Genomic DNA, 26,236 nt, shown 5'->3' with positions numbered 1-26,236 from the left:
GATGGCCGAGATCACGTATCTCGAGGCCATCCGCGAGGCCCTCGACGAAGAGATGGCGCGGGACCACAACGTCTTCCTGCTGGGCGAGGACATCGGCGCCTTCGGCGGCGCGTTCAAGGTCACCGAAGGCCTGATGAAAAAGTACGGCGAGCAGCGCGTGATCGACTCGCCGATCAGCGAGATCGGCATCGTCGGCGCGGCCGCGGGCGCGGCCCACATGGGCATGCGGCCGGTGGTGGAGATGCAGTTCATCGACTTCATCGCCAATGCCTACGACATGCTCACCAACTACGTCGCGACGGCACGCTACCGCGCGTTCTTGCCGACGCCGATGGTCGTGCGTGGACCCTCGGGCGGCTACGTGCGCGGCGGTCCGTTCCACTCGCAGAATCCCGAGGCGGGCTTCATCCACACGCCCGGCCTCAAGGTGGTGTATCCGGCCACGGCCGAGGATGCGAAGGGGCTGATGAAGGCCGCCATCCGCGACGACGACTGCGTGCTCTTCTTCGAGCACAAGTATCTGTATCGTCGCATCAAGGGCGTGATGCCGGCCGGCGACCACGTGGTGCCGATCGGCAAGGCGCGCACGGCTCGCGAGGGCCGTGACGTCTCGATCATCACCTACGCGGCGACGGTGCATAAGTCGCTCGAGGCGGCGGAGAAGTTGGCCGCGGAGGGCATCGACGTCGAAGTGATCGACCTGCGCTCGCTCGCGCCGCTGGACGACGAGGCGATCTTCAACACGGTGCGCAAGACGAACCGCGTGCTCATCGTGCACGAGGACACGCGCACGGGCGGCATCGCCGGCGAGATCACGGCGCGCATCAACGAGAGCTGCTTTGCGTACCTCGATGCACCGGTGCTGCGCGTGACAGCGCATGACATCCCGCTGCCGTACGCGCCGCAGCTCGAGGACTTCGTGCTGCCGCAGGTCGATGACATCGTGACCGCGGTGCGCCGCTTGGTGGGCTGGTGACCACGCCCGCGAACTTCGAGAAGCCGTCGGTGGGCCGTCAGGCCGCCATCGGCTGTTTCATGTCTGTCGTCGGATTCTTCTCGGGCGGGATGATCGCCGTGCTGGTGAGCAAGGCGGTGGCGTTTTTCACCAAAGCCCCGAAGTGCGACGGCATCCCGACCTGCGATTGGTACATTTATATGTTCGTCGGCGGCGCCATCGGTGCCCTGACGCTTCCCTGGCTCGTGGTCTCGGCGATGCGGCAGCCCGCGCCGCCGGCCAAGGACGAGCCGACAGACCGCAAGAACTGACCGTACGAACTGACCTGAGGTTGAGCGATAATGGCCCGTGTTGACGTGATCATGCCCCAGATGGGCGAGTCCATTGCGGAAGGCACCCTTTCGCGCTGGCTCAAGAAGGTGGGCGACGAAGTGAAGCGCGACGAGCCGATCTTCGAGATCTCCACCGACAAGGTGGACGCGGAGATCCCGGCGCCGAGCGCCGGCACGATCGTCGAGATCATCGTGCACGAAGGCACGACGGTGCCGGTGAACGCCGTGGTGGCGCGCATCGAAACGGAGAAGGGCGCGGCGGTTGCGGCGCCGGCGGCGCCGGCGGCTCCGGCTCCCGCGCCTGCCGCTGCAGCTCCGTCGGCCCCCGCCGCCGTCGCTGCCGCCCCGAGTGCGCCTGCCGCAGCGGCCAAGCCGTCCGCTCCCGCAGGCTCGTTCGAAGAGCGCGTGCGCACCAAGAGCTCGCCGTTGGTCCGTCGCATGGCCGCCGATGCCGGCGTGGACATCAGCACGCTCAACGGCAGCGGCATCGCCGGCCGCGTGACGCGCAAGGACTTCGAGGCGTATCTGGCCAGCGGCGCGAAGCCGGCCGCGGCGCCCTCGCCGGTGACGGGCGCGATGCCGGCCGGCCTGCCCTCGCAGATCGCGGTCCCGGCTGGCCACGTCAGCGAGCCGACGTTCAACCCCTGGCCGGGCGACGTCGTCGAGCCGATGAACAAGATCCGCAAGCTCACGGCCGACCACATGCGCCAGGCCAGGCAGGTCGCGGCGCACGTCACGAGCTTCTTCGAGATCGACCTCACGCGCGTCGCCAAGCTGCGCGCGCAGATGAAGGCCGACTTCGAGCGCGAGAGCGGACAGAAGCTGACCTACCTGCCGTTCATCATCCGCAGCGTCGTCGAGAACCTGCGGCGGCACCCGGTGCTCAACGCCACGGTGAGCGGCACGGACGTCATCCTGCGCAAGCGCTACAACATCGGCATCGCCGTGGCGCTGGAGCCCACGGGCCTCATCGTCCCGGTGCTCAAGGACGCCGACGGCCTCAACCTCACGGGTCTCACGCGCGGCACCAACGACCTGGCGCAGCGCGCCCGCAGCAAGAAGCTCTCGCCGATGGACGTGCAGGACGCGACGTTCACCATCACGAACCCTGGCGTGTTCGGCTCGCTCTTCGGCACGCCGATCATCCCGGTGGGCACGACGGCCATCCTCGGCCTCGGCGCCATCGAGAAGCGCCCGAAGGTCATCACCGGCGCCGATGGAGAAGACACCATCGCCATCCGCACCTGCGCGTACTTCTCGCTGTCCTTCGACCACCGCGTGGTGGACGGCGCCGACGCCGACCGCTTCATGGCCGACCTCAAGAAGACGCTGGAGTCCGTGACCAACTGATGCCTCGGGCCCTGACCATCCATCGCATCGTGGTGCCGCCGGCCGACCGCGCAAAGTTCTTCGAGCGGCTCCGCGAGAAGGAACGGCACTACACGGCGATGGGCTGTCGATACTGGGTCTTCGAGGAGCAGCAGCTGGCGGGTGCGTTCGTCGAGTTCTGCGAGGCGGACAGCGCCCAATCCCTTTCAGCCGCGCACGCGGCCGCGCCGGAGACCCCCCGTGATCCGTCGCGCATTTACACGCAGGTGGAGCTTTCCTGATGCCGACCCGCCGCATCTCCATCGCCGGCAAGCAGTGGCAGGTGTATCCCTCCGGCTACATCACGCAGTACGACGCCGACGAGTTCGGCCTGATCTTCGTGCATGGCGCGGCCGATGAGCGCGAAGTGCGCCTGACCCGCTACTCGCCGACCGCCACGCGTTCGCGCGAGACCTCGCTCGCCGAGCTCAGCGACGCCGAGCTCGAGCGGCTGTTCGCGCTCTCGCAGCCCAGCGACACGTCGCCCGAGGCCGGGTACTCCCGGTGACGAACCCGACGGACGCGGGCGCGCCCGCGTCCTACGTCGACCTGCACGCGCACTCGACGGCTTCCGACGGGTCGCTGCCGCCGGCGGCTGCCGTGCAGGCCGCGCACGCCGCGGGCCTGAGCGCGTTCGCGCTGACCGACCACGACACCTTGGCCGGCATCGCCGAGGCCCAGGCGCAGGCCGACGCGTTGGGCCTGCGCTTGATACCCGGCGTTGAACTCAGCGTGCACCAGGGCGGCGACGAAGTGCATCTGCTCGGCCTGCACATTCGCGACGTCAACGCGTTGCAGGATCGTCTCGAGGCGTTCCGGGGATTCCGCCGGCGCCGCGCCGAACAGATGGTCGAGCGGCTCAACGCGGCCAGCGTTCCCGTGACCTTCGACTCGGTGCTCGAACAAGCGGCGGGCGGCGCAATCGGCCGTCCGCACGTGGCGCGTGCCCTCGTCGCGGGCGGATGGGTGAAGGACCTGCGCGAAGCGTTCGACCGGTGGCTCGGCGCTGGCAAGCCCGCGTACGTCGACAAGGAGCGGCTCGAGATCGCCGACGGCATCGCGATGATCCACGAGGCCGGTGGCATCGCCGTGTATGCGCATCCCGGTGGCGACGGCCGGCGCGAGTCGATCGAGCCGTTGGTGGCGGCTGGGCTCGACGGCATCGAGGTGCGCCATCCGAGCCACTCGCGCGAGGATGAGCTGCGGCTCGCCTCGCTCGCGGCGTTCTTCGGGCTGGTCGTGAGCGGCGGTTCCGATTGGCACGGCGCCATGCAGGGCGGCCGCGTGCTCGGCGCCATGCAGGTGCCGGCCAGCTGGCTGGAGCTGCAGGATCGCCGCGTGCGCGAGCGCCGCGGCATCGGCGCGTAGGCGCATGACGGCCGGCAAGGTCGCGCTCGTCACGGGTGCCGGCCAGCGCGTCGGGCGCGCGATCGCCGAAGCCCTCGCCGCCGAGGCGTACCGCGTCGGCGTGCACTACCGCGCCTCACGCGATGGCGCGGACGAGGTCGTTGCGGCCATTCGCGCACAGGGCGGGGACGCGCAAGCCTTCGCCGCGGACCTCAGCGACGCCGCCGCCTGTGAGCGCCTCGTCGACGACGTCTACACGCACTTCGACGGACTCGACTTGTTGGTCAATAGTGCGGCCGGCATGGAGAAGACGCGGCTGGGGCACACGACCGCGGCGCAGTTCGATGCCATCATCGCGCTCAACCTGCGGGCGCCATTCCTGCTCGCCCAAGCGGCCGCGCGGCTCATGCCGGCCGGCAGCGCGATCGTGAACATCGCCGATCACATGGCCGAGGAGCCCTGGCCAGACTACAGCGTACACGGCATCGCCAAGGCCGGCGTGATGGCGATGACGCGGCACCTCGCCGCCGCGCTCGCGCCCGATATCCGCGTGAACGCCGTCGCCCCGGGCTTCGTGCTCGCCCCGCCCGGGATGCCGGCCGATCGCATCGAGGCCTTCGCGAAGGACACGCCACTGCAGCGCATCGGCGCGCCCGAGGATGTCGCGGCGGCGGTGCGCTACCTCGCGACCGCAGGTTTCGTGACCGGCGAGACGCTGTTCGTGGACGGTGGTCGCCGTGTCCGACCTTAGCGCGACGACGACGGAGCGGTCCGCCGACCCGCAGCGCTACGGCGACATCATCGTGGTAGGTGGGGGCTGCTACGGCAGCTACTATCTGCGCCAGTTGCAGCGCGCCCATGCAGCGGGAGCGTTGCGCTGGGAGCGGCTCCTGGTGATCGACCGCGACGCCGACTGCCGGGTGGCCGCGGAGCTTGAGCGCGATCCGCCGGCCGCGTCGGTGACGCTCGTCGCGCGCGAATGGGGCTCGTTCTTCGCGGAGTATCTGGATGGCAAGGCTCAGGCGCCGTCGCCGAACCAGGCCGCCGAGCACGCAATCGTCCCCTCGCCGTTGATGCCGCACCTCATGGCGCAGTGGGTGATGCGTCGAGCCCGCGCGCGTTGGCCGGGTCGCATGATGCGCTTTGCGCCGCTCGAGGGGGCGGTGGACGTGCCCTGGCAGCGCAGCGGTGACGACGGCACGCACTACGTCAGCTTCGCGACATGGCTGTGCCCGATCAACTGCATCGAGCCTGCGCGCTGCCCGCACACGCGCGGGGCGCGCGCGTGGAGCATGCCACCGACCCTACGGGCATTCGTCGAGACGGAGCGGCTGCGCGGGCGCCGCATCGACGGACCGGCGGTGTTCCACTGCGTGCACCGTGCGTACGGCGTCGGCATGTTCAGCGTCGACGAGGTGCTCGCCGCCGACGCACTCGTGGCCCAGGTCGCCGCGGGCCGAGCCGCCGAGGTACTGATCGGCAGCGTGTCACATTGCCATGGGGCGCTCGCCGTACTGGAACTCGCCGCACCGTAGCAGGATTGCCTGATAGATTTCCGGATTCCCAACGCGAGGACGAGGACGCACTGTGGCGACGCACGAGTACGAAGTGGTGATCATCGGAGCCGGCCCGGCCGGCATGTGCGCGGGGCTCTACGCGGGACGCTCGATGCTGAAGAGCGTCGTGCTGGAGCGCGGGTTTCCCGGCGGTGAGCTGCTCAATACCGAGGTCATCGAGGACTACATCGGCTTCGAGCACGTGCTGGGTCACGAGCTGGCCACGAAGTTCCAGAACCACGCCGAGAAGTTCGGCGCGCAGATCCTCACGTCCACGCCGGTGGAGTCGGTGAAGAAGGCGGCGGACGGTCTCTTTGACGTCGTCGTCGAGAACGGTGACATCTATCGGGCGCCCGCCGTGGTCGTGACGGCCGGCGGTACGCCGGTCAAGCTCGACGTCCCCGGTGAGGTCGAGTACGCCGGCAAGGGCGTCAGCTACTGCGCCATCTGCGATGGGGCGTTTTACAAAGGCCACACCATCATGGTCGTCGGCGGCGGCGACGCCGCGCTCGAGGAAGCGGACTTCCTCACGCGCTACGCCGAGAAGGTGTACCTCGTGCACCGCCGTGACACGTTCCGCGCCTCGAAGATCGTGCAACAGCGCGCCTTCGCGAACCCGAAGATCCAGGTCATCACGGACACCGTGGTGGACGAGATCGTCGGCGCGGGCGGCCTCATGACGCATGCGAAGATCCGCAACACGAAGACCGGCGTCGCGTCGGACCTCGTCGCGACGGGCATCTTCATCTTCATCGGGTTCACGCCGAACACCGGCATGATCAAGGAGCACGTGCAGCATGACAGCGCGGGCTACCTCATCACCGACGCCAACATGCAGACCTCGGTCCCGGGCCTCTATGCGGCCGGCGACGTGCGCGCGCAGCTGACGCGTCAGGTGACGACCGCGGTCGGCGACGCGACCACGGCGGCGATTGCCGTCGAGAAGTTCCTGACGGCGCGCAAGAACGGCGAGCCGACGCCGGCCCCTGTGCCGATGCTCATCCCCTCGGCCTGATGCGCGTCCACGCGCTCACGGTCGGTGCGTTCCAGGAGAACACCTGGTTCCTGCATGACGAGTCGGCGCGCGAGGTCGTGGTCATCGATCCGGGCGCGGAGCCGCGCCGTCTCGCCGCCGAGATCGAGCGGATGGACGCGCGGCTCTCGGCCATCTGGATCACGCACGGGCACCTCGATCACATCGGCGGCGTCGCGGGCCTGAAGACCCTGTGGCCGGAGGTGCCGGTGTACGCGCACCCGCTCGATGCGCCGCTGTGGGAGCATGCGCCGCGCATCGCCGCCGGGTACGGGCTCCCCTTCGAGGCGCCAGCGCCGCCGGATCGCGCGCTCGCCGAGGGTGACATCCTCGAGTTTGGCGGCGAACGCTTCGCCGTGTGGCACCTCCCGGGGCATGCGCCGGGGCATGTGGCCTTCGTGTCCGAGACGCTGTGCTTCAGCGGGGACGTGCTCTTCGCGGGCTCGGTCGGACGCGTCGACCTGCCGCTCTGCGATGCGGCGGCCTTGGAGCGATCGCTCGAGCGCCTGTTGACGCTCGAGGACGGCGTGATCGTGCATCCAGGCCATGGGCCCCGCACGACCATCGGCCAAGAGCGCGTGTCGAACCCCTTCATGAACGGTACCGCCCGCCTTCGCAAAGGCTGAACCGCGTCCGGTGTGACGGCGGCGGGCTGCGGTGTAGTATTGGAACAGGGCCTGTGCCCACCCGACGATTCCCCGACTTTCCGAACTCCAATGCGTGCGCTTCTCCTCGCAGCACCTCTCGTCCTCGCGCTCTCCGCGTGCCTCGACACCAACCTGCCGGCGCGCGAGCGCATCGGCCTGGTGGACATCCGCGCGTGGAACAACGGCGGCACGCCGGTCATCCGCGCCCGCGGCGTCTTCTACAACATCGCCGGGCTGCAACTGTTCCCGGCCGTGCCGCAGGAATGCGGGCTCTACGGCTACACCCCGCCCGTGCCCAGCGACAATGCCGGTGAGACCATCAGCGCCGGCTCGATGGTGAGTTTCACCGTCGCCGGGTTCTCGGAGAATGCGATTCCGAACCCGCTGGCGACCTTTCCCATCTACACGTTCCCGGCCGGCTCGTATCTCGACTTCACGGCAGGGGACTCGGTCCTCGTGAGCATCCCCGGTGCGACTGGTGGCTTCGAGCCCATGGCCATCCGTGCGCGGCTCGCGGAGCCGTTCACGGCGGATCCGCTGCCGGCCTACGTCGAGAACCAGCCGATGACGGTGACGTGGCAGCCAGCCACCGAGCCGGGCTCCGTCATGGTTGTCTCCCTGCGGTACAACTCGACGCCTGGGGCGACGCAGCCAGATCTCGAGATCGCCTGCGCCTTCGAGGACGACGGGTCCGGCACGATCTCGTCCACCCTCGCCAACGGGTGGGGCGCCGGGCAGCCGGGCACGCAGGAGTTCGCCTTCATCCGGGTGCGCGAGCGCCTCGTGGAGTTCGATGACCGCACGCGCACGCGGGTGCGCTCGATCTACGAGTTCCCGCTCCGGGCGCTGGCGGACGCCGTGCCATGAGCGCGCCGACGCGCCGTGAGCGCGACCCGCTTGGCATCGTCGAGGTGCCGGCGGACGCCCTCTACGGCGCACAGACCGCGCGGGCCGTCGCCAACTTCCCGATTTCCGGGCTGCGGCCCGATCCCGCGTTCATCGACGCCGTCGTACGCATCAAGCGTGCGGCGGCGTCCGTGCATCGCGGCACCGGGCGCCTGGACGCGGCACGCGCGGACGCGATCATTGCCGCCGCCGACGCCGTCCTCGGCGGCGCGCATCGCGATCAGTTCGTGGTGGACGTATTCCAGGCGGGAGCGGGCACGTCGCTGAACATGAACGTCAACGAAGTGCTCGCGACGCTGGCGACCCGTGCGCTCGGCGACGCAGTGCATCCCAACGATCACGTCAACATGGCGCAGTCCACCAACGACGTGATCCCGACGGCCATCCGGCTCGCGACGCTCGATCGCCTGCGGCCGGCGCTCGCCGCAGTCGATGCGCTGGCCGCCACGCTGCGCCAGCGGGCCGTGGAATTCGACGGATTGGTGAAAGCGGGTCGCACGCATCTGCAGGATGCGATGCCCATCCGCCTCGGTCAGGAGGTCGCGGGTTGGGCCGGCTCGCTCGAACGCGGTGCGCGCCGCGTGCGCGAGGCGGCAGACTACTTGCTCGACCTCGGCATCGGTGGCACCGCTGTCGGCACCGGCGTGAACGCGGAGCCCGTGTACGCCGAGCGCATGGTGGTCGAGCTCACTCGACTCACGGATTTTCCGCTGCGCGAGGGCGCCGACCGCGTGCAGCTCATGCAGAGCATGGGCGATGTCGCCGCCGTGAGTGCGGCGTGGCGCGTCCTGGCGCTGGACCTCGGCAAGATCGCCAGTGACCTCCGGCTCCTCGCCTCCGGTCCGCGCACCGGTCTCGACGAACTGCGGCTCCCCGCCGTGCAACCTGGCTCGAGCATCATGCCAGGCAAGGTGAATCCGAGCATTCCGGAAATGGTGAATCAGGTCGTGTTCCAAGTCGTCGGGCACGACGCGACCGTCAGTGCGGCGGCGGAGCAGGGGCAGCTGGAGCTCAACGTGATGATGCCCGTCATCGGGCACAACGTGCTGAGCGCCATCCGCATCCTCGGCAATGCGGCTGCAGTGCTCGACGAGCGTACGGTGCGCGGCATGCAGGCGAACAGCACCATGCTCTCGTACTGGGTGGAACGCTCGGCCGCGCTGGCGACGGCCTTGGCGCCGCGCATCGGCTACGCGGAGGCGGCTGCCCTGACCAAGCGCTCAGTCGAATCGGGGGAGTCGATCCGTACGCTCGTGCTCCGCGAAGGGCTGCTCACGCCCGAGGAAGCCGATCGCCTCTTGGACCTCGCGCGGATGACGGAGCCGGGGGTACCGGGACAGGACGCGTAACCGACAACGCTTGTCCCATTAGGCCGCCGGGGCCATCTTTCGGGTATGCGAATCACCACCTGGGCCGAATACGGCGTCATCTGCGCGTTGCACCTTGCACGCCGCACCGACGAAGGCCCGGTGACGGGGCGGGACGTGGCGGCCAAGGAGCGGCTGCCGGGCGACTACGTCGAGCAGATCCTGCTGCGCCTGCGGCGTGCGGGCATCGTGCAAAGCACGCGTGGTGCCAAGGGCGGCTATGCGCTGGCGCGGCCGGCGAGCGAGATCACCGTGCGGGAGATCATCGCGGCCGCTGAGCTGGTGACCTTCGACCTGCACTGCGAGACGCACCCGCTCGACTCCGAGCGCTGCGCCAACTCCTGCGACTGCAGCATCCGGCCCGTGTGGGTCATGCTGCAGAAGCGCATCGACGAAGTGCTCGATTCGGTGCGCCTCTCCGACCTGTTGTTCGCCGAGCCCGAAGTGCGGCAGAAGGTCGGCCTCCCCGTCCTGCAGGCGTAAACGATGGCGCTCCCCTTCACGGCGGCCTGGCGCGCGGCGCGTGAGCGGGATCGCCGTGCCAAGCTGGTGGCCGAGGGGCTTGGACGTGAGCCCGATGCGGGAGATGTCGCGTGGCTGGCGGAGGCTGCCGCCGGTGGCGACGAGGACCATGCGCGCTGGGAGCTGCGGTATGCCCGGGCGGCGATCGGTCTCCTCCTCGCGCAGCGTGATGCCCTCGACGATCGCACGGCGGCGGAGCTGGCCGCGGCCATCGGCGTGATGCTGGACCGCGACCCGCGCATCGCCGAGGACCGCCGCGACCTCGCCGCGTCGCAGTTCAACGAGCGCCTGCTGGCGTATCGCGAGGCGTTCCAACTGCGCAGTGGCCCCATCACCTCGGCCGACGCCGTCGGACGCTGCCTGTTGGCGTTCGCCAGCGACGGCGCCCGCACCGCGGGTGCCCCACTGGCCTACGCGATCGAGCTGCTGGAGCGCTACGCCGCCGAGGCCAGCGCCCTCTTGGCCAAGGCTTATGGAGAGGTGCAGTTGCCTGAGGACGTCCCCCCGAGCGTACTGCGCGCGTCACAGGGCGGCTAAGCGGCGGGAGAAACAAAAAGAGGCCGCCCGCAGGCGACCTCTTTCGTCTCACATCTTACAGCTTACATCTGCCGCTCAGTGCCGAAGGGGGGACTCGAACCCCCACGGGCTTGCGCCCACTGCGCCCTGAACGCAGCGCGTCTACCAATTCCACCACTTCGGCGAGGAGACGGAACGTACGCGAGACCGGTACCCAAGTCAACGCTGAATCGTCATCCTTCTGGACTGTGAACACGAAGCCGGCCCCCGACGAGGAAATCGTCCCGATTGCGCGGAACAAACGCGCTCGCCACGACTACGAGATACTCGACACGTGGGAGTGCGGCCTCGTGCTGACCGGTACCGAAGTGAAGGCGTTGCGCGACGGCAAGGCGCAGATCACCGACGCCTACGGCATCGTGAAGGACGGCGAAGTGTGGCTGCTCAACGCGCACATCGCGCCCTATGAACGCGGCAACATCTGGAATCACGAACCCACGCGCACGCGCAAGCTGCTGCTGCACCAGAAGGAGATCCGGCAGCTGATCGGCGCGGTGGAACGGAAGGGGCTGACCTTGGTGGCACTCGACCTGTACTTCAAGCACGGACGCGCAAAGCTCAAGCTGGGCTTGGCGCGCGGCAAGAAGCTGCACGACAAGCGCGCCGACCTGAAGGAGCGCGACGATGCGCGCGAAGTGCAGCGTGCGCTGCGGAGCAATCGCTGATGGCGCGCCAGGTGTCCGCGCTGCGGCGCGCCCTCGCGCCGGTGTTCGCGGCGGCGCTGCTTGTCGCGTCGGTCGGAGCGTCGCATGCCGCGCCGCCGCATGCCGCGCCGCCGCATGCGCCGCCGGGCGACGCGATCCGCGTGCGCGGCGTCGCGGGCGACACGGTCGTGCAGTTGCTGCCGAGCGAGGGCGGGGGACGCGTGCGCCTCGATGTCATGGTCCGCCTCCTGGGCGGGACCATGGATTCCCTCGCGGCGGATCGCTGGCGGGTCAGCTTCTCCGGCTCGGCCATCGAGCTGCAGGACGGCGTGCCGTTCGCCGCGTACAATGGATTCGCGTTGCCCTTGCACGAGGCGGTGCTCGTCTCCAGCGGCGTGGTGTTCGTGCCGCTGCAGGTGTTCAGTGAGATCGTCCCGCGCTTCGGCGTGGGCATCGTGTGGGACCGGAGTCGCTGGGAGGTCCGGTTGTTCCAGGCGGTAGCGCGCCGTGAGGCGGCGCCGGCCGTCCCCGCCACGACGCCTGCCGCGCCGACGACGCCTGCGCGCACGGCGAGCAATACGCCCGAGCCGCGCGTGGTCGTGCCGCCCTCGGCGCCGCCGGCGAATCCGGCGACGACCCCTGCAACTCCGCCCGCGTCGACTCCCGGTGCGGCAGCGCCCGCAACGCCGCGGCGTGATCCGGCGGCCCCGCCCGGGCTGTCGCGGCGCTATACCGTGGCGGTCGATGCGGGCCATGGCGGCGTCGATCCCGGTAACAACGGCGTCGTGCTCAATGGCCGGCGCGTCAACGAGGCGCGTCTCACGCTGGAGATGGCGAAGCGGCTCGAGAGCGAACTCCGCTCGCGCGGACTCGACGTCGTGCTGACGCGTCCCGAGGACCGCCTCGTGCCGCTCGACCAGCGCGGCCCCATCGCAAACGCCCGGCGCGCGGACCTCTTCCTCTCGCTGCACACGAATGCGGCGAACCCCAATTGGCGGAACGGCAGCGCGGTGCGTGGTGTCGAGACGTACTTCCTCGCGACCGCACGGACCGAGGACGAACGTCGCGTGGCCGCGATGGAGAACGAGGTCGTGCGCTTCGAGGTCGAGACCAATCCGGGCGCCGGTGACCCGCTCGGTTTCATCCTCAATGACATCGCCCAGAACGAGCACCTTCGGGAATCGGCAGACCTCGCACAGCTCGTGCAGGACGCACTCGCGGCGAAGCACCCGGGACCGAGCCGCGGCGTGAAGCAGGCTGGGTTCATGGTGCTGTCGAAGGCCTTCATGCCGGCGATCCTCGTCGAAGTCGGCTTCGGCACGAACATCGAGGACGCGCGCTGGATGGCCAGCACCGCCGGCCAGCGCGACATCGCGCAGTCGATCAGCGACGCCGTGTTCGAGTACCTGCGCCACTACGAGCGGCGCACGCGCGCCGCGGGCCGTTGATGGCCGCTGCAGCGCACACCGCCAGCAGCTCGCGGCTCGCCGTCGAGGCCTGCGGGCTCACGTTTCCGAATCCCATCCTCTTGGCGGCAGGCACCGCGGCGTACGGTCGCGAGCTCGCCGACGTGATGTCGCTGGAGTCACTCGGCGGCTTCGTCACCAAGGCCGTGAGCCCTGAGCCGCGCAGCGGCGCGCCGGCGCCGCGCGTGGGGGACTTCGACGGCGGCATGATCAACGCGGTCGGCCTCGCCAATCCTGGCATGGAAGCGGTGAAGCGCGAAGATCTGCCGTGGATCGCGACGCATGTACGCGCACCGCGCGTCCTCGTGAACGTCGTCGGCAAGGTGGCCGAGGATTTCGGCACGGTGGTCGAGCACCTCGACGACGCGTCGGGCTTCCAGGGCTACGAGTTGAATGTGTCGTGCCCCAACGTGAAGCAGGGCGGCATGGAGTTCGGCGCCGACCCGCAGGCGCTGCACGCCGTGATTGCGGGTGCGCGCTCGCGCACGAAGAAGCCGCTCTTCGTGAAGCTCTCGCCGACCCTGCCGCAGATCGGCGATGTCGCGAAGCGCGCCGTCGACGCAGGCGCCGACGGCATCACCGTGATCAACACGATGCCCGGCATGGTCGTCGATGTCGAGCGCCGCCGTCCGCTGCTCGGCTTCGGCTCGGGCGGCGTGAGCGGTCCCGGGCTCTTGGCGGTGGGCGTGCTCGCGACTTGGCGCGTGAAGCAAGCGGTCAGCGTCCCGATCATCGGCGCCGGCGGCGTCCAGAGCGTCGAGGACGCGCTGCAGTTCGTTCTTGCGGGTGCGAGTTGCGTCGCGATCGGCACCGCCGCCCTCGCCGACCCGAAGCTGCCGGGCCGGATCGTCCGGGATCTCGAGCGTTGGTGCGAGCGCCACGGCGCAAAGGTGGCAGACCTCATCGGGACCTTGAAGACGGGTTGATGGCGACGACGTCTCCCGTCTCCCCCCCATCTCCCCCATTCCCGTCTCTCCATCTCCGCCCCTACCTCCGTCTCCCCTCTCCCACCGTCCGTGCGCTCGCAGCCCATCATCGCCCTCGACGTCCCCATGCTCGCCGACGCCAAGGCGCTCGTCCAGCGCCTCGGCCCCGACGCCGACTTCTACAAAGTCGGCCTCGAGCTCTTCACGGCCGAGGGTCCGCGGGTGGTCGAATGGCTGCGCGGCGAGGGCAAGCGCGTCTTCTTGGACCTCAAGCTCTACGACATCCCGAACACCGTGCGCGGTGCCGCCCGGAGCGCTGCCACGATGGGCGCCTCGCTCCTGACCGTACACGGCTACGGCGGCGCCGCGATGGTGGATGCCGCGGTGGAGGGGGCAGGGGCCGAGACCGGAATCCTCGTGGTTACGGTGCTGACGAGCTTCGACGCGCCGTCACTGGGCATCGCGCTGGGCCGCGAGGCGCCCGAAATGGGCGGTGAGGTACTGCGCCTGGCGCAGCTCGCCGACCGTGCGGGCGCGCACGGCATCGTGTGCTCGGGACACGAGGTGCGCGCGGTGCGCGGCAGCTACCCGCGCCTCAAGCCGCTGGTGCCGGGGATCCGGCTCAGCGGAGGCGCGACCCACGATCAGGCCCGGGTGGCGACACCGGAGTCAGCCGCGGCCGACGGAGCCGCGTACCTCGTGCTCGGACGGGCCGTCACCGCCGCCCCATCTCCCGTAGACGTCCTGCGCGAGATACGGATGACGCTGGCCGCCGGATAGACGGGGCGAGAGAAGGGGGCAGGGACGGGGAGTGCGAGACGAGAATGGGAAAGACGGGGGGCAGACGTCTCACGAACCCCTCCCTTCTCCCCCAACGTCTCCCCCCATTCCCTTCTCTCCATCTCCGCCCCTGCCCCCATCTCCCCTCTCCCAGCCTGGGGCAGGAAAGATGCCGGAAGACGAGAGACGGTACACGTCGATCACGCCCCTTGTGTCAAGGGGTTTCCCCGACTATCCTACGGGTCTGCCCGAAACCCGGGCATTGCAACGATTTCCCGTTCATCCGTACCTGTCGGAGTTCCCGTGAAGGTTCGTAGCAGCGTCAAGCCGATCTGCGAGCATTGCAAGGTGGTGAAGCGTGCGGGTGTGACGCGCATCATCTGCAAGCGCAATCCCAAGCACAAGCAGCGTCAGGGTTAATACACATGGCTCGTATTTCCGGCGTGGATCTTCCGCGCGACAAGAAGGTCGAGATCGGCCTGACCTACATCTACGGCATCGGCCGCGTCACGGCGCGCAAGATCCTCGAGGCGACGGGTGTGAACCCGGAGCAGCGGATCCGCGACCTCAATGACGCGGACGTGAACAAGCTCCGTCAGGAGATCGAGAAGACGCTGCGCGTCGAAGGTGCCCTGCGCACCGAGATCGCGATGAACATCAAGCGCCTCATGGACATCGGCTCGTACCGTGGCTTGCGCCACCGTCGTGGCCTGCCGGTCCGTGGTCAGCGCACGCACACGAACGCCCGCACGAAGAAGGGGCCGCGCCGCGCGATCGCGGGTAAGAAGAAGGTGACGAAGTAATGGCTATCGGAAAGAAGACCAAGAAGGTCGTCGACGCCGAAGGCGTCGCGCACGTCAACGCGACCTTCAACAACACGCTCATCACGATCACGGATGCCCACGGCAACGCGATCTCCTGGGGCACGGCGGGCAAGGCCGGGTTCAAGGGTTCCAAGAAGTCCACGCCCTTCGCGGCGACCGTCGCCGCCGAGCAGTGCGCGCGCGAAGCGCTGTCGCTCGGTGTGCGTCGTGTGCATGTGAAGGTTCAGGGTCCGGGGTCTGGCCGCGAGTCGGCCATCCAGGCGCTCGCCGCCGCCGGCCTGCAGGTCAAGTCCATCAAGGACGTGACCCCGATTCCGCATAACGGCTGCCGGCCGCCGAAGCGCCGGAGGGTCTAACCGATGCGTTACACTGGTCCCAGCTGCCGGCAGTGCCGGCGTGAAGGCACGAAGCTGTTCCTGAAGGGCACGAAGTGCTTCACCGAGAAGTGCCCGGTTGAGCGTCGCCCGTATGCCCCTGGCCAGCACGGCCAGAATACGGCCCGCCGCCGCAAGGTGAGCGAGTACGCGAAGCAGCTCCGTGAGAAGCAGAAGATCAAGCGCATCTACGGCGTGTCGGAGCGTCAGTTCCGCAACACGTTCGAGAAGGTCGCGTCGCTCCCGGGCGTCACGGGCCACAACCTCCTCGCCGCGCTCGAGAGCCGCCTGGACAACATGGTCTACCGCATGGGCTTCGCGCCGAGCCGCAAGGCCGCGCGTCAGCTGATCCGTCACCGCCACATCGAGGTCGACGGCAAGTCGGTGGACATCCCGTCGTTCGCGGTGCAGCCCGGTCAGGAGATCAAGATGCGCCAGGCCTCGCGCGAGCTCGTGCTCGTGAAGGAAGCGCTCGAGATCGCCGCCCGTGGCCAGGCCCCGACGTGGCTGGCCGTGGACAAGGACACGTTCTCCGGCCGCATGCTCGAGCGTCCGCAGCGGGCGATGATCCCGATCGCGGCGCAGGAACAGCTCGTCGTCGAACTGTACTCGAAGTAGTAGAACTACAGTTGAAAGTTGGGAGTTGGAAGTTGGAAGTCTTTCAACTCACCACTCCCAACTCGTAACTGCAGTTGTCGGTCTGGCCCCCTGATGGCCTTACGAGCGTACCGCGGATCAGGGCCGGGGTACGGCGTCGGTGGCGCGATTCGCCATCGTGATTTTCTCTCCTCAAGGATTCCCAACGATGTCTCAGACGATTGACCTCCGCGGCCTTGTCCGTCCGCAGCTCGTCGAAATGACGAAGCGCGACGACAACCCGAATGTCGCGGAGTTCCGGTTGCAGCCGCTCGAGCGTGGCTTTGGCCACACCCTCGGCAACGCCATGCGTCGCATGCTCCTGTCGAGCCTGCGCGGCGCCGCCGTGTGGGGCATCCGCATCGACGGCGTGCTCCATGAGCACCAGACCATCCCGGGCGTCGTCGAAGACGTCCACCAGATCGTCGCGAACCTCAAGACCCTCGTGCTCGCGCTGGACGAGGATGTCGAGGACGCGATCCTGCGCGTGAAGGTCACCAAGAGCGGCGCCGTGACCGCGGGTCAGCTCGACCTGCCGGCCGGCGTGCGCGTCGTCGACGCCGCGCACCACATCCTCACGCTGCAGGACGATCGCGATCTCTCGATCGAGCTGTACGTGAACAAGGGCCGCGGCTACATCGAGGCCGAGCAGCACCCGACGGATCGTTCGCTGCCGGTCGACCTGGTCCGCATCGACTCGATCTACTCGCCGGTCAAGCGCACGAACTTCGCCGTCGCCGAGACGCGCGTCGGACAGCGCACGGACTACGACCGCCTCACGATGACGGTCGAGACCAACGGCACCATCTCGCCGGAGCAGGCGGTCAGCTACGCCGCTGCGCTGGCGCAGACGCACTTCCAGTACTTCGCGTCCTTCGGGACCCACGCGGCCGCTGCGGTGGCCGTGCCGGGCGCCGAGGGCTCGAGCGATGCCGCGCGCCTCGCCGAGTTGCTCCGCACGCCGATCGACGATCTCTCGCTGTCCGTGCGCTCGGTGAACTCGCTCAAGAACTCGAGCATCCGTTCGCTGGGTGACCTGGTCCGCCAGACGGAAGCGCAGATCCTGCAGGTCAAGAATTTCGGCAAGAAGTCCCTCCAGGAGATCGCCGACCTCCTCGAGAAGGAAGGACTCAATTTCGGGATGCGGTTTGAGGAGTCGACGGATGGGGTGCGCGTGGCCGATTGGGGCACGCCGCCGAGCCGTGCGGCCGCTGCTGCGCCTGACGACGACGAAGAGGAATAAGCACGATGCGTCACCGTAAGGCTGGGCGGAGCCTCCGCCGTACTTCTGAGCAGCGCCTCGCGCTGCTCCGCAACCTCGCGACCTCGCTCATCGAGCAGGGCGCGATCGAGACCACCGAAGCCAAGGCGAAGGAGCTCCGGCCCTTCGTCGAGAAGCTGATCACCAAGGCGCGCACGGGCACCCTGCACGCGCGTCGCCTCGCCGGCAAGCACGTCCAGAAGCGCGAAGCGGCCGACAAGCTGTTCCAGGAAGTCGGGCCGAAGTTCGCGAAGCGGGCCGGTGGCTACACGCGCATCCTCAAGACCGGCTTCCGCAAGGGCGACGGTGCTGAGATGGCGCGCATCGAACTCGTGGAGAACTGACCCGTGGCCATCCAGCGCAATATCTGCTACGTCTGCTCGAAGGGCGTCGCCCACGGCAACAACGTCTCGCACGCGAACAACAAGACGCGTCGCACCTGGAAGCCGAACCTTCAGGTCGCCCGCATCGTCGTCGAGGGCAAGACGGTGAAGATCAAGGTCTGCACCCGTTGCCTCAACGCCGGCAAGATCCAGCGGGCCCCGCGGAAGGCTGTCGCGGCGGTTTGAGTTCGAGGCGCTCGGAAGAGAGCTTCGGCGGGGGGAGCGTTTCGGCGCTCCTCCCGTTTTGCTAGAGAAGGACCGCTGAGGTGCCGCGAGCTCGGCCACGACGGCGTGCCCGCACCCGCGATCTCGTTATCCTCTTGAGACCCTCCACCAGACAGTCATCGTGCGTACCGCGCTAATCACCGGCATCACGGGTCAGGACGGTTCCTACCTCGCCGAGCTGCTGCTCGCGAAGGGCTACCGCGTCGTCGGCATCGTCCGGCGCTCCTCCACCACTCCTTACGAGCGCATCGCGCATCTCGTGGACAAGGTAGAGCTGGTCTCGGCGGACCTGCTCGACCAGACCTCGTTGATGGATGCGATGGCCGAGGTGAAGCCTGACGAGATCTACAATCTCGCGGCGCAATCCTTCGTGGCCACATCGTGGACCCAGCCGGTCCTCACGGGTGAGTTCACCGCAACGGGCGTCACCCGCATGCTCGAAGCCATGCGGCGCACGGTGCCGAGGTCTCGGTTTTATCAGGCGTCGAGCTCGGAGATGTTCGGGCTCGTACAGGAGACGCCGCAGCGGGAGTCCACGCCGTTCTATCCGCGCTCGCCGTACGGTGTCGCGAAGCTCTATGGCCATTGGATCACGGTCAACTACCGCGAGTCGTTCGGGCTCTACGCCGTCAGTGGCATCCTCTTCAACCACGAGTCTCCGAGACGCGGCTTGGAGTTCGTGACGCGGAAGATCACGGACGGTGTGGCGCGCATCAAGCTTGGCCGCGCCACCGAACTGCGCCTCGGCAACCTCGAAGCGCGGCGCGACTGGGGCTTCGCCGGCGACTACGTGGACGCGATGTGGCGCATGTTGCAGCAGGAGACCCCGGGTGACTACGTGATCGGGACGGGTGAGACGTTCTCGGTGCGGCAGTTCCTCGAGGAGGCTTTTGGCCACGTGGATCTGGACTGGCGCGAGTTCGTGAAGCAGGACGAGCGCTTCATGCGACCTGCGGAGGTGGACCTGCTCGTCTCGGACCCCGCCAAGGCAGCACGAGAGCTCGGGTGGCGCCCGACGGTGCCGTTCAAGGGCCTGGTGCAGATGATGGTCGATGCCGACCTCGCGCGGCATCGTGCCGCCAAGGGCGTCGGCTGACCATGCGCGCCCTCGTCACGGGAGCGGCTGGGTTCGTCGGACAATGGACCTCCCAGGCATTGCTCCGTGATGGGTGGGCGGTAACGGGCGCGGCGCTGGAGGGGATTCCGTCGAGTGGCACGCTCTCGGCGGACAACCGCGCGCGCGTCGAGTGGATAGCCGGCGACCTGCGCGACGATACTGTTTTGGAGCGCCTGCTCGACCGGCGCCCCGACGCCATCCTGCACCTCGCCGGGATCGCGTTTCAGCCTGCGGCCGGTGCGGATGAGGCCGGGACTCGCGCCATCAATGTCGGTATCGCGGCGCGCCTATTGACGGAGATCGCTCGCCGTCGGGCTGCCGACGCCGGCTGGGATCCGACCATCCTCGTCATCGGCAGCGGTGAGGAGTACGGGCGACACGAGGCCGACGAGTTTCCGCTGCCGGAAACGGCCGCTTTGCGCCCCGCCACGTTCTATGCCGCGACCAAGGTGGAGCAGGAGCGCCTTGCGCTCGAGGCACATGCCCGTGACGGCCTGCGCGTGATTTGCACCCGCGCGTTTAACCATTCCGGCCCCGGCCAGGCCGCGAGCTTCCTGCTGCCCTCGCTCGTGCAGCGCGCGCGCGAGGCCCGCCGCACGGGGCAGCCCGTGCGCATCGGCAACACCGACGTCACGCGCGATTTCCTGCACGTTTCCGACGTCGTCTCCGCGTATATTTCACTGGTTTCGCGCGGGCAGCCGGGCGAGGTCTACAACGTCTGCAGTGCAGTCGGGGTCCGCGTGGGGGACTTGGCGGCGGAAGTGCTTGCCGCGGCGGGAGTTCGTTCGCCCCTCGAGGTCGACCCGGCACTGCAGCGCGCGGTGGACGTCCCCGTGCTCGTCGGCGACAACGCCAAGCTGCGTGCGGCAACCGGTTGGACCCCCGTGAAGTCCCGCTCCGACATCATCCAAGACCTGCTCGATGCCGCGTCGTAACGATATCCATCGCATTCTCCTCATCGGCTCCGGCCCGATCGTCATCGGGCAGGGCGCTGAGTTCGACTACTCCGGTACGCAAGCGGCGAAGGCGCTGCGCGAAGAGGGCTACGAGGTCATCCTCGTGAACTCGAACCCGGCGACGATCATGACTGACCCGGAAGTCGCCGACCGCACGTACATCGAGCCGGTGACGCCGGAGTACGTGGAGCTGATCATCGAGCGCGAGAAGCCCGACGCGCTGCTGCCCACCATGGGCGGCCAGACGGCCCTCAACGTGGCGATGGCCCTGCATGAGCGCGGCGTGCTCGAGAAGCACGGCGTGGAGCTGATCGGCGCGAACGCGCGGGCGATCGCCGTGGCCGAGGACCGCAAGCTGTTCGCCGAGGCGATGGCCGAGATCGGGCTCAAGTGCCCGGAAGGCAAGATCGCGACGACCTGGGAAGAGGCGCTGGAGATCGCCGAGTGGACGGGCTTCCCGGCGATCATCCGGCCGGCGTTCACGCTCGGCGGCTCGGGCGGCGGCATCGCGTACAACCGCGACGAGTACGAACGCATCGTGCGCCGCGGGCTCGACGAATCGCCGATCTCCCAGGTGCTGATCGAGCGCTCGCTGCTGGGCTGGAAGGAGTACGAGCTCGAGGTGATGCGCGACGCGCAGGACAACGTCGTGATCATCTGCTCGATCGAGAACCTCGATCCGATGGGCATCCACACGGGTGACTCCATCACCTGCGCGCCGGCGATGACGCTGTCGGACCGTGAGTATCAGGTGATGCGCGACGCGGCGATGAAGGTGATCCGCAAGATCGGCGTGGCGGCTGGTGGCTGCAACATCCAGTTCGCGGTGAACCCGGCGAACGGCGAGATGGTCGTCATCGAGATGAACCCCCGCGTGTCGCGGTCCTCGGCGCTGGCGTCGAAGGCGACGGGCTTCGCGATCGCGCGCATCGGCACGAAGCTGGCGGTGGGCTACTCGCTCGACGAGATCCCGAACGACATCACGAAGACGACGCCGGCAAGCTTCGAGCCGGTCCTCGACTACGTGGTCGTGAAGGTGCCGCGCTTTGCCTTCGAGAAGTTCCCCGGCGCGAACACCACGCTCACGACGCAGATGAAGTCGGTGGGCGAGTCGATGGCGATGGGGCGTACGTTCAAGGAGGCCTTCCAGAAGGCCCTGCGCGCCCTCGAGACGGGGCGTGCCGGCTGGGTGGTGGGCGAGCGGCCGGTGGACGACCGCGTGGCGGACGATTCGATCGACGCCGTGCGCGCCGCGCTCCCGGTGCCGGTGCCGGAGCGCATGTTCCAGATCAAGCGCGCGATGCTCCTCGGCATGAGCCTCGAGGAGATCCGCCAGCGCACGATGATGGATCCGTGGTTCCTCGAGCAGTTCGCCGAGATGCTCGAGGCCGAGAAGGCGTATGCCGCGGCCCCGACGGTGGACGCGCGTCTCGTGCGCCGCATGAAGCGCATGGGCTTCAGCGACCGCCAGCTGGCCGCGCTGCGCAAGGAGACCGAGCAGCAGGCGCGTGAGCGCCGCTGGGCGCTTGGCGTGCGCCCGGCGTACAAGATGGTCGACACCTGCGCCGGCGAGTTCCCGTCGAACACGCCGTACCTGTATTCCTCCTACGACGAGGAGAGCGAGGCGCCGCGCACGGGCAAGAAGAGCGTGATCATCCTCGGCTCCGGGCCGAATCGCATCGGCCAGGGCGTGGAGTTCGACTATTGCTGCGTGCGCGCGGCGCTCGCGCTACGCGAGGCCGGGTACGAGACGATCATGGTGAACTCGAACCCCGAGACCGTCTCGACCGACTACGACACCTCCGACAAGCTGTACTTCGAGCCGCTGACCTTCGAGGACGTGCTGGAGATCGTCGACCGCGAGCAGCCGGTGGGCGTGATCGTGCAGCTCGGCGGCCAGACGCCGCTGAAGCTGGTGAAGCCCTTGGAGGCCGCGGGCGTGAAGATCCTCGGCACCTCACCCGAGGCGATCGACATCGCCGAGGACCGTAAGCGCTTCGAGCAGCTGGCCCGCGAGCTGGGTGTGCAGCAGCCGCCGAACGGCACGGCGACCAGCGTCGAGGAGGCAGTGAAGATCGCCGAGCGCATCGGGTACCCGGTGCTGCTGCGGCCCAGCTACGTGTTGGGCGGGCGTGCGATGGAGATCGTCTATGACGAGCCGTCGCTGCGTGATTACTTCCAGCGCGCGGTGCGCGTGAGCGAGGATCGCCCGGTGCTTGTCGACGCGTTCCTCGAGGACGCGTTCGAGGCAGACGTGGACGCGTTGTCAGACGGCGAGACGGTGGTGATTGGCGGCGTGATGGAGCACATCGAGGACGCCGGCATCCACTCCGGCGACTCGGCCTGCGCGCTGCCGCCGTACTTGATCTCGCAGGAGCATCAGGACCAGATGCGGGCGCACACCGTTGCGTTCGCCAAGGCCCTCGGCGTCGTCGGCTTGATCAACGTGCAGTACGCGCTCAAGGATGGCGTCGTCTACGTGCTCGAGGTCAATCCCCGTGCCTCGCGCACCGTGCCGTTTGTGTCGAAGACCATCGGCAAGCCGTTGGCGTCGTTGGCGGCGCGAGTCATGCTCGGGGAGACGCTGGAGCAACTGGGGTACACGGAGGAGATCGTCGCGCCGTTCGTCAGCGTGAAGGAAGCGGTGTTCCCGTTCACGAAGTTCCGTGAGTTCGACCCGATCCTCGGCCCCGAGATGCGGTCCACGGGCGAGGTGATGGGTGTGAGCGAGACCTTCGGGATGGCCTATGCCAAGGCCGAGATCTCCGCCGGCAACCCACTGCCGCGCGAGGGCACGGTGATGTTGACCGTGAACGACCGCGACAAGGCGAAGGCGAGCAAGATCGCCGCCCGGTTCGCGACGCTCGGCTTCGGTCTCGTGGCGACGGAGGGCACGGCCAAGCATCTCGCGGGGCGGGGGATCGAGGCGCGCAGCGTGTTCAAGGTGAGCGGCGGGCGGCCCAACGGCATCGACCTGATGGTGAACGGCGAGCTGCAGCTGCTGATCAACACGCCGCTGGGCAAGCGGGCGCAGAAGGACGACTATTCGCTGCGGCAGGCGGCGGTGGCGAACCGCGTGCCGTACACGACGACGCTGTCGGGGGCGAGCGCGGCCTGTGAGGCGATCGAGACGATGCGGACGACGAAGGCGGCGGTGAAGAGCTTGCAGGAGTGGCAGGCGATGGTCGGGGTGGAGCCCGCGTGAGCGAGCCCTTCGTCCACGAATCGTCGTACGTGGATGCGGGCGCCAAGATCGGCGCCGGCACGAAGGTCTGGCATTTCTGCCACATCATGCCGCGGGCGGTGATCGGCCGCGACTGCAACATCGGCCAGAACGTCGTGGTCATGAACGGCGTCCGCGTCGGGGATCGGGTGAAAATCCAGAACAACGTGTCCCTCTATGAAGGCGTGGTGCTCGAGGACGACGTGTTCTGCGGCCCATCGATGGTCTTCACGAACGTCATCAACCCGCGCAGCCACGTCAGTCGGAAGGACGAGTACCGTCCGACTTTGGTGAAGCGCGGGGCGAGCATCGGTGCGAACGCGACGGTGGTCTGCGGGGCGACGCTGGGTGAGTACTGCTTCGTGGGCGCGGGCGCCGTGGTCACGAAGGACGTGCCGGCCTACGCGTTGGTGACCGGCGTGCCGGCGCGCCGCACGGGCTGGGTCTGCGCCTGCGGCGCGGTCCTCCGCGGGGACGGGCCGGGCTATCACTGTACGGAGTGCGGTGCGGCGTACGAGGTGCGCGCGGGCGCGTTGGCGCCCGTGGGGGGCGCGTGAGCACGCCGGTGCGCATCGCACTGGTCGGCTGCGGCCGCATCAGCGCCAACCACTTCGAGGCCATCGACAGGGTCGAGGGGCTCGAGCTCTCCGCGGTCTGCGACAGCGTCGAGGCGCGGGCGCGCGAGGCGGGCGAGCGTTGGCAGGTGCCGTGGTTCACCAGCTACGAGAAGATGCTGGTCGAAGCGGACTGCGATGCCGTGGCGATTGCGACGCCGAGCGGGCTGCACCCGGCCCACGGGATTCTCGCGGCGCGCGCCGGCAAGCACGTCATCAGCGAGAAGCCGATGGCCATCACGCTGGCGTCGGCCGACGCCCTGGTGAAGGCCTGCGACGATGCGGGGGTGCACCTGTTCGTCGTCAAGCAGAATCGCCTGAACGCGACGGTGCAGATGGTGAAGCGAGCGCTCGACAAGGGACGCTTTGGCCGGCTGTTCTTGGCGAATACGACCGTGCACTGGTCGCGACCGCAGTCGTACTACGACCAGGCGCCGTGGCGTGGGACCTGGGAGTTCGATGGCGGCGCCTTCATGAACCAGGCTTCGCACTACGTGGACCTGATGCAATGGCTGGTGGGTCCGGTGGAGAGCGTGATCGCGAAGACGGCGACGATGGCCCGGAAGATCGAGGCGGAGGACACGGGCGCGGCGGTGCTCAAGTTCCGCAACGGCGCCTTGGGCGTGATCGAGGTGACGATGCTGACCTATCCCAAGAACCTCGAGGGGTCGTTCACGCTCATCGGCGAGAAGGGGACCGTGAAGGTGGGTGGGACGGCGGTGAACCGGATCGAGCACTGGGCGTTCGCCGATGCGGACCCCGACGATGCTGACGTGGAGCGGGTTAACACCGACCCGCCGTCCGTCTACGGCTTCGGGCATGAGCCGTATTACCGCAACGTCTTGCGGGTGATTCGGGGCGAGGCCGTGCCCGATACGGACGGTCGAGGCGGCCGGAAGTCGCTTGAGCTGATCTTGGGGATATATGAGTCGGCCAAGACCGGTCGGGAGGTCCCGCTGCCGCTGCGGGGAGCCCTCTAGTGCGTTGACTATGTTGCGTCAGGGAGCGAACTTACAAGGCTCGCACGGGTGTCCGTGCGGGCCTTTCTTTCGCCCTTTCAGGTGCCGTTCCAATGGCCGTACCGCTTCTCGATCTCAAGGCGCAGCACGCGACGATTCGCGACGAAGTCGTCCGGCAGCTCATGAAGGTCGTCGATGACCAGGCGTTCATCCTCGGCGAGCCCGTGCAGAAGCTCGAGTGCGAAGTGGCCGGGCTGTCGAAAACCAAGTACGCGGTGGGCTGCGCGAACGGGACGGATGCGATTCTCATCGCCATGCGCGCCTTGGACATCGGGCGCGGCGACGAGGTGGTGACGACGCCCTTCACGTTCTTCGCCACGGCGGGGACGATCCACAACGTCGGCGCGACGCCGGTGTTCGTGGACATCGATCCGAAGACGTACAACATCCGCCCCGACCTCGCGGCGGCGGCGGTGACGTCGAAGACCAAGGCCGTGATCCCCGTGGACCTCTTCGGGCAGATGGCGGCACTCGAGGAGATCCGTCGCCTCCTGCCAAGCATGCCGATCATCGAGGACGCCGCCCAGAGCATCGGCGCGCGCCGGAAGATCGGCGGCGAGTGGAGAATGGCGGGGGAGGTGGCGACCATCGGCACCTTCTCGTTCTTCCCGTCAAAAAACCTCGGCGGCTACGGCGACGGCGGCATGATCGTGACGCAGGACGAGGCGATCTTCAAGCGCCTGATGCGCCTGCGCACGCATGGCTCGGTGCAGACCTACTTCCACGAGGAAGTGGGCTACAACTCGCGGCTCGATGCGTTGCAGGCGGCCGTGCTGCTGGCCAAGCTGCCGCACCTGGCGGCGTGGAGCCAGGCGCGCCGCGACAACGCCGCGTTCTACACCCAGGCGTTCGCGGACATCGCTGACATCGTGCCGCCGTACATCGATCCGGCCAACGAGAGCATCTACAACCAGTACACGATTCGGGTGCCGCAACGTGATGCGCTCAAGGACCATCTGAAGGCGAAGGGCATCGGGCACTCGGTGTACTACCCGCTGCCGTTGCACCTGCAGCCCTGCTTCGCGCACCTCGGCTACAAGGAGGGTGCCTGCCCCGAGGCCGAGAAGGCGGCGAAGGAAGTCGTATCGCTCCCCGTGTTCCCAGAGCTCACGGCTGCCCAGCGCGACGATGTGGTCGCGGCGGTGCGGTCGTTCTTCGGCAAGTGACTCTGTCTCCCAT

Annotated in this window: 31 protein-coding genes and 1 tRNA gene; 31 read left to right on the top strand and 1 reads right to left on the bottom strand. The window is 68.2% G+C overall.

The window, feature by feature from the left end; all coding sequences use genetic code 11:
* Window position 1: 1 nt before the first annotated feature.
* From Strain318_RS09380 to Strain318_RS09315, 14 genes are all read left to right on the top strand, one after another.
* Entirely contained in the window at window positions 2-976 is a 975-nt protein-coding gene (locus tag Strain318_RS09380; protein ID WP_367885447.1) for an alpha-ketoacid dehydrogenase subunit beta, read from the top strand.
* Window positions 973-1,266 carry a hypothetical protein gene (locus Strain318_RS09375; RefSeq protein ID WP_367885446.1) on the top strand — a complete coding sequence of 98 codons (294 nt, stop codon included), beginning with the start codon at window positions 973-975 and terminating at the stop codon, window positions 1,264-1,266. Before Strain318_RS09380 ends, Strain318_RS09375 begins: the two co-directional genes overlap by 4 nt.
* A gap of 30 nt (window positions 1,267-1,296) precedes the next feature.
* Window positions 1,297-2,637 carry a dihydrolipoamide acetyltransferase family protein gene (locus Strain318_RS09370; protein ID WP_367885445.1) on the top strand — a complete coding sequence of 447 codons (1,341 nt, stop codon included), beginning with the start codon at window positions 1,297-1,299 and terminating at the stop codon, window positions 2,635-2,637.
* Window positions 2,637-2,897, top strand: a complete 261-nt coding sequence (locus Strain318_RS09365; protein ID WP_367885444.1) for a hypothetical protein — start codon at window positions 2,637-2,639, stop codon at window positions 2,895-2,897. Before Strain318_RS09370 ends, Strain318_RS09365 begins: the two co-directional genes overlap by 1 nt.
* The gene (locus Strain318_RS09360; RefSeq protein ID WP_367885443.1) at window positions 2,897-3,163 is read left to right on the top strand and encodes a hypothetical protein; all 267 of its coding nucleotides are present in this window, start codon (window positions 2,897-2,899) and stop codon (window positions 3,161-3,163) included. The genes Strain318_RS09365 and Strain318_RS09360 overlap by 1 nt, the downstream gene beginning before the upstream one ends.
* Window positions 3,160-4,023 carry a PHP domain-containing protein gene (locus Strain318_RS09355; protein WP_367885442.1) on the top strand — a complete coding sequence of 288 codons (864 nt, stop codon included), beginning with the start codon at window positions 3,160-3,162 and terminating at the stop codon, window positions 4,021-4,023. The genes Strain318_RS09360 and Strain318_RS09355 overlap by 4 nt, the downstream gene beginning before the upstream one ends.
* A 4-nt stretch (window positions 4,024-4,027) precedes the next feature.
* Window positions 4,028-4,753, top strand: a complete 726-nt coding sequence (locus Strain318_RS09350) for an SDR family oxidoreductase (RefSeq protein ID WP_367885441.1) — start codon at window positions 4,028-4,030, stop codon at window positions 4,751-4,753.
* Window positions 4,740-5,537 (top strand): hypothetical protein, encoded by a 798-nt coding sequence (locus Strain318_RS09345; RefSeq protein ID WP_367885440.1) that lies wholly within the window; start codon window positions 4,740-4,742, stop codon window positions 5,535-5,537. The genes Strain318_RS09350 and Strain318_RS09345 overlap by 14 nt, the downstream gene beginning before the upstream one ends.
* Before the next feature lie 52 nt (window positions 5,538-5,589).
* The gene (gene trxB / locus Strain318_RS09340) at window positions 5,590-6,573 is read left to right on the top strand and encodes a thioredoxin-disulfide reductase (protein WP_367885439.1); all 984 of its coding nucleotides are present in this window, start codon (window positions 5,590-5,592) and stop codon (window positions 6,571-6,573) included.
* A complete protein-coding gene (locus Strain318_RS09335) occupies window positions 6,573-7,217 on the top strand; it encodes an MBL fold metallo-hydrolase (protein ID WP_367885438.1) in 645 nt (214 codons plus the stop codon). The genes trxB and Strain318_RS09335 overlap by 1 nt, the downstream gene beginning before the upstream one ends.
* 90 nt (window positions 7,218-7,307) lie before the next feature.
* On the top strand, window positions 7,308-8,105 hold the full coding sequence (locus Strain318_RS09330; protein ID WP_367885437.1) for a hypothetical protein: 798 nt from the start codon (window positions 7,308-7,310) through the stop codon (window positions 8,103-8,105).
* A complete protein-coding gene (locus Strain318_RS09325) occupies window positions 8,102-9,493 on the top strand; it encodes an aspartate ammonia-lyase (RefSeq protein ID WP_367885436.1) in 1,392 nt (463 codons plus the stop codon). Before Strain318_RS09330 ends, Strain318_RS09325 begins: the two co-directional genes overlap by 4 nt.
* 45 nt (window positions 9,494-9,538) lie before the next feature.
* A complete protein-coding gene (locus tag Strain318_RS09320) occupies window positions 9,539-9,994 on the top strand; it encodes an RrF2 family transcriptional regulator (RefSeq protein ID WP_367885435.1) in 456 nt (151 codons plus the stop codon).
* A 3-nt stretch (window positions 9,995-9,997) separates the two neighbouring features.
* The gene (locus tag Strain318_RS09315) at window positions 9,998-10,570 is read left to right on the top strand and encodes a hypothetical protein (RefSeq protein ID WP_367885434.1); all 573 of its coding nucleotides are present in this window, start codon (window positions 9,998-10,000) and stop codon (window positions 10,568-10,570) included.
* Between the two features lie 79 nt (window positions 10,571-10,649).
* On the opposite strand, the gene Strain318_RS09310 is transcribed toward Strain318_RS09315, so the two are convergent.
* Window positions 10,650-10,733: transfer RNA gene (locus Strain318_RS09310), tRNA-Leu, on the bottom strand.
* A 64-nt stretch (window positions 10,734-10,797) separates the two neighbouring features.
* Between Strain318_RS09310 and smpB the strand changes: the two genes are divergently transcribed.
* From smpB to Strain318_RS09225, 17 genes are all read left to right on the top strand, one after another.
* The gene (smpB, locus tag Strain318_RS09305; protein ID WP_367885433.1) at window positions 10,798-11,274 is read left to right on the top strand and encodes an SsrA-binding protein SmpB; all 477 of its coding nucleotides are present in this window, start codon (window positions 10,798-10,800) and stop codon (window positions 11,272-11,274) included.
* Entirely contained in the window at window positions 11,274-12,701 is a 1,428-nt protein-coding gene (locus Strain318_RS09300; RefSeq protein WP_367885432.1) for an N-acetylmuramoyl-L-alanine amidase family protein, read from the top strand. The genes smpB and Strain318_RS09300 overlap by 1 nt, the downstream gene beginning before the upstream one ends.
* The gene (locus tag Strain318_RS09295) at window positions 12,701-13,645 is read left to right on the top strand and encodes a dihydroorotate dehydrogenase (protein ID WP_367885431.1); all 945 of its coding nucleotides are present in this window, start codon (window positions 12,701-12,703) and stop codon (window positions 13,643-13,645) included. The genes Strain318_RS09300 and Strain318_RS09295 overlap by 1 nt, the downstream gene beginning before the upstream one ends.
* A gap of 90 nt (window positions 13,646-13,735) precedes the next feature.
* Window positions 13,736-14,425 carry an orotidine-5'-phosphate decarboxylase gene (pyrF, locus tag Strain318_RS09290; RefSeq protein WP_367885430.1) on the top strand — a complete coding sequence of 230 codons (690 nt, stop codon included), beginning with the start codon at window positions 13,736-13,738 and terminating at the stop codon, window positions 14,423-14,425.
* A gap of 303 nt (window positions 14,426-14,728) precedes the next feature.
* On the top strand, window positions 14,729-14,845 hold the full coding sequence (gene rpmJ, locus Strain318_RS09285; protein ID WP_367885429.1) for a 50S ribosomal protein L36: 117 nt from the start codon (window positions 14,729-14,731) through the stop codon (window positions 14,843-14,845).
* 5 nt (window positions 14,846-14,850) lie between these two features.
* Complete coding sequence (gene rpsM, locus Strain318_RS09280) at window positions 14,851-15,228, top strand: 30S ribosomal protein S13 (RefSeq protein ID WP_367885428.1); 378 nt, start codon at window positions 14,851-14,853, stop codon at window positions 15,226-15,228.
* Complete coding sequence (gene rpsK, locus Strain318_RS09275) at window positions 15,228-15,605, top strand: 30S ribosomal protein S11 (RefSeq protein WP_367885427.1); 378 nt, start codon at window positions 15,228-15,230, stop codon at window positions 15,603-15,605. Before rpsM ends, rpsK begins: the two co-directional genes overlap by 1 nt.
* A 3-nt stretch (window positions 15,606-15,608) precedes the next feature.
* Window positions 15,609-16,241, top strand: a complete 633-nt coding sequence (gene rpsD / locus Strain318_RS09270; RefSeq protein WP_367885426.1) for a 30S ribosomal protein S4 — start codon at window positions 15,609-15,611, stop codon at window positions 16,239-16,241.
* Window positions 16,242-16,428: 187 nt separating this feature from the next.
* Window positions 16,429-17,502, top strand: a complete 1,074-nt coding sequence (locus Strain318_RS09265; protein ID WP_367885425.1) for a DNA-directed RNA polymerase subunit alpha — start codon at window positions 16,429-16,431, stop codon at window positions 17,500-17,502.
* Between the two features lie 5 nt (window positions 17,503-17,507).
* Window positions 17,508-17,864: a 50S ribosomal protein L17 gene (gene rplQ, locus Strain318_RS09260; protein WP_367885424.1), complete on the top strand. Its 357-nt coding sequence runs from the start codon at window positions 17,508-17,510 to the stop codon at window positions 17,862-17,864.
* 3 nt (window positions 17,865-17,867) lie between these two features.
* On the top strand, window positions 17,868-18,089 hold the full coding sequence (rpmB, locus tag Strain318_RS09255) for a 50S ribosomal protein L28 (RefSeq protein WP_367885423.1): 222 nt from the start codon (window positions 17,868-17,870) through the stop codon (window positions 18,087-18,089).
* A 160-nt stretch (window positions 18,090-18,249) separates the two neighbouring features.
* Entirely contained in the window at window positions 18,250-19,224 is a 975-nt protein-coding gene (gene gmd / locus Strain318_RS09250; RefSeq protein WP_367885422.1) for a GDP-mannose 4,6-dehydratase, read from the top strand.
* A gap of 2 nt (window positions 19,225-19,226) precedes the next feature.
* On the top strand, window positions 19,227-20,180 hold the full coding sequence (locus Strain318_RS09245) for an NAD-dependent epimerase/dehydratase family protein (protein WP_367885421.1): 954 nt from the start codon (window positions 19,227-19,229) through the stop codon (window positions 20,178-20,180).
* A complete protein-coding gene (gene carB, locus Strain318_RS09240; RefSeq protein ID WP_367885420.1) occupies window positions 20,167-23,406 on the top strand; it encodes a carbamoyl-phosphate synthase large subunit in 3,240 nt (1,079 codons plus the stop codon). The genes Strain318_RS09245 and carB overlap by 14 nt, the downstream gene beginning before the upstream one ends.
* The gene (locus Strain318_RS09235; RefSeq protein WP_367885419.1) at window positions 23,403-23,981 is read left to right on the top strand and encodes an acyltransferase; all 579 of its coding nucleotides are present in this window, start codon (window positions 23,403-23,405) and stop codon (window positions 23,979-23,981) included. Before carB ends, Strain318_RS09235 begins: the two co-directional genes overlap by 4 nt.
* On the top strand, window positions 23,978-25,018 hold the full coding sequence (locus Strain318_RS09230) for a Gfo/Idh/MocA family protein (RefSeq protein ID WP_367887947.1): 1,041 nt from the start codon (window positions 23,978-23,980) through the stop codon (window positions 25,016-25,018). Before Strain318_RS09235 ends, Strain318_RS09230 begins: the two co-directional genes overlap by 4 nt.
* Before the next feature lie 92 nt (window positions 25,019-25,110).
* On the top strand, window positions 25,111-26,223 hold the full coding sequence (locus Strain318_RS09225; RefSeq protein ID WP_367885417.1) for a DegT/DnrJ/EryC1/StrS family aminotransferase: 1,113 nt from the start codon (window positions 25,111-25,113) through the stop codon (window positions 26,221-26,223).
* Window positions 26,224-26,236: the final 13 nt, after the last annotated feature.

This window comes from Pseudogemmatithrix spongiicola (genome assembly GCF_030623445.1).
Lineage (GTDB): Bacteria > Gemmatimonadota > Gemmatimonadetes > Gemmatimonadales > Gemmatimonadaceae > Pseudogemmatithrix > Pseudogemmatithrix spongiicola.
This window is presented reverse-complemented; position numbering and strand designations above follow the sequence as displayed.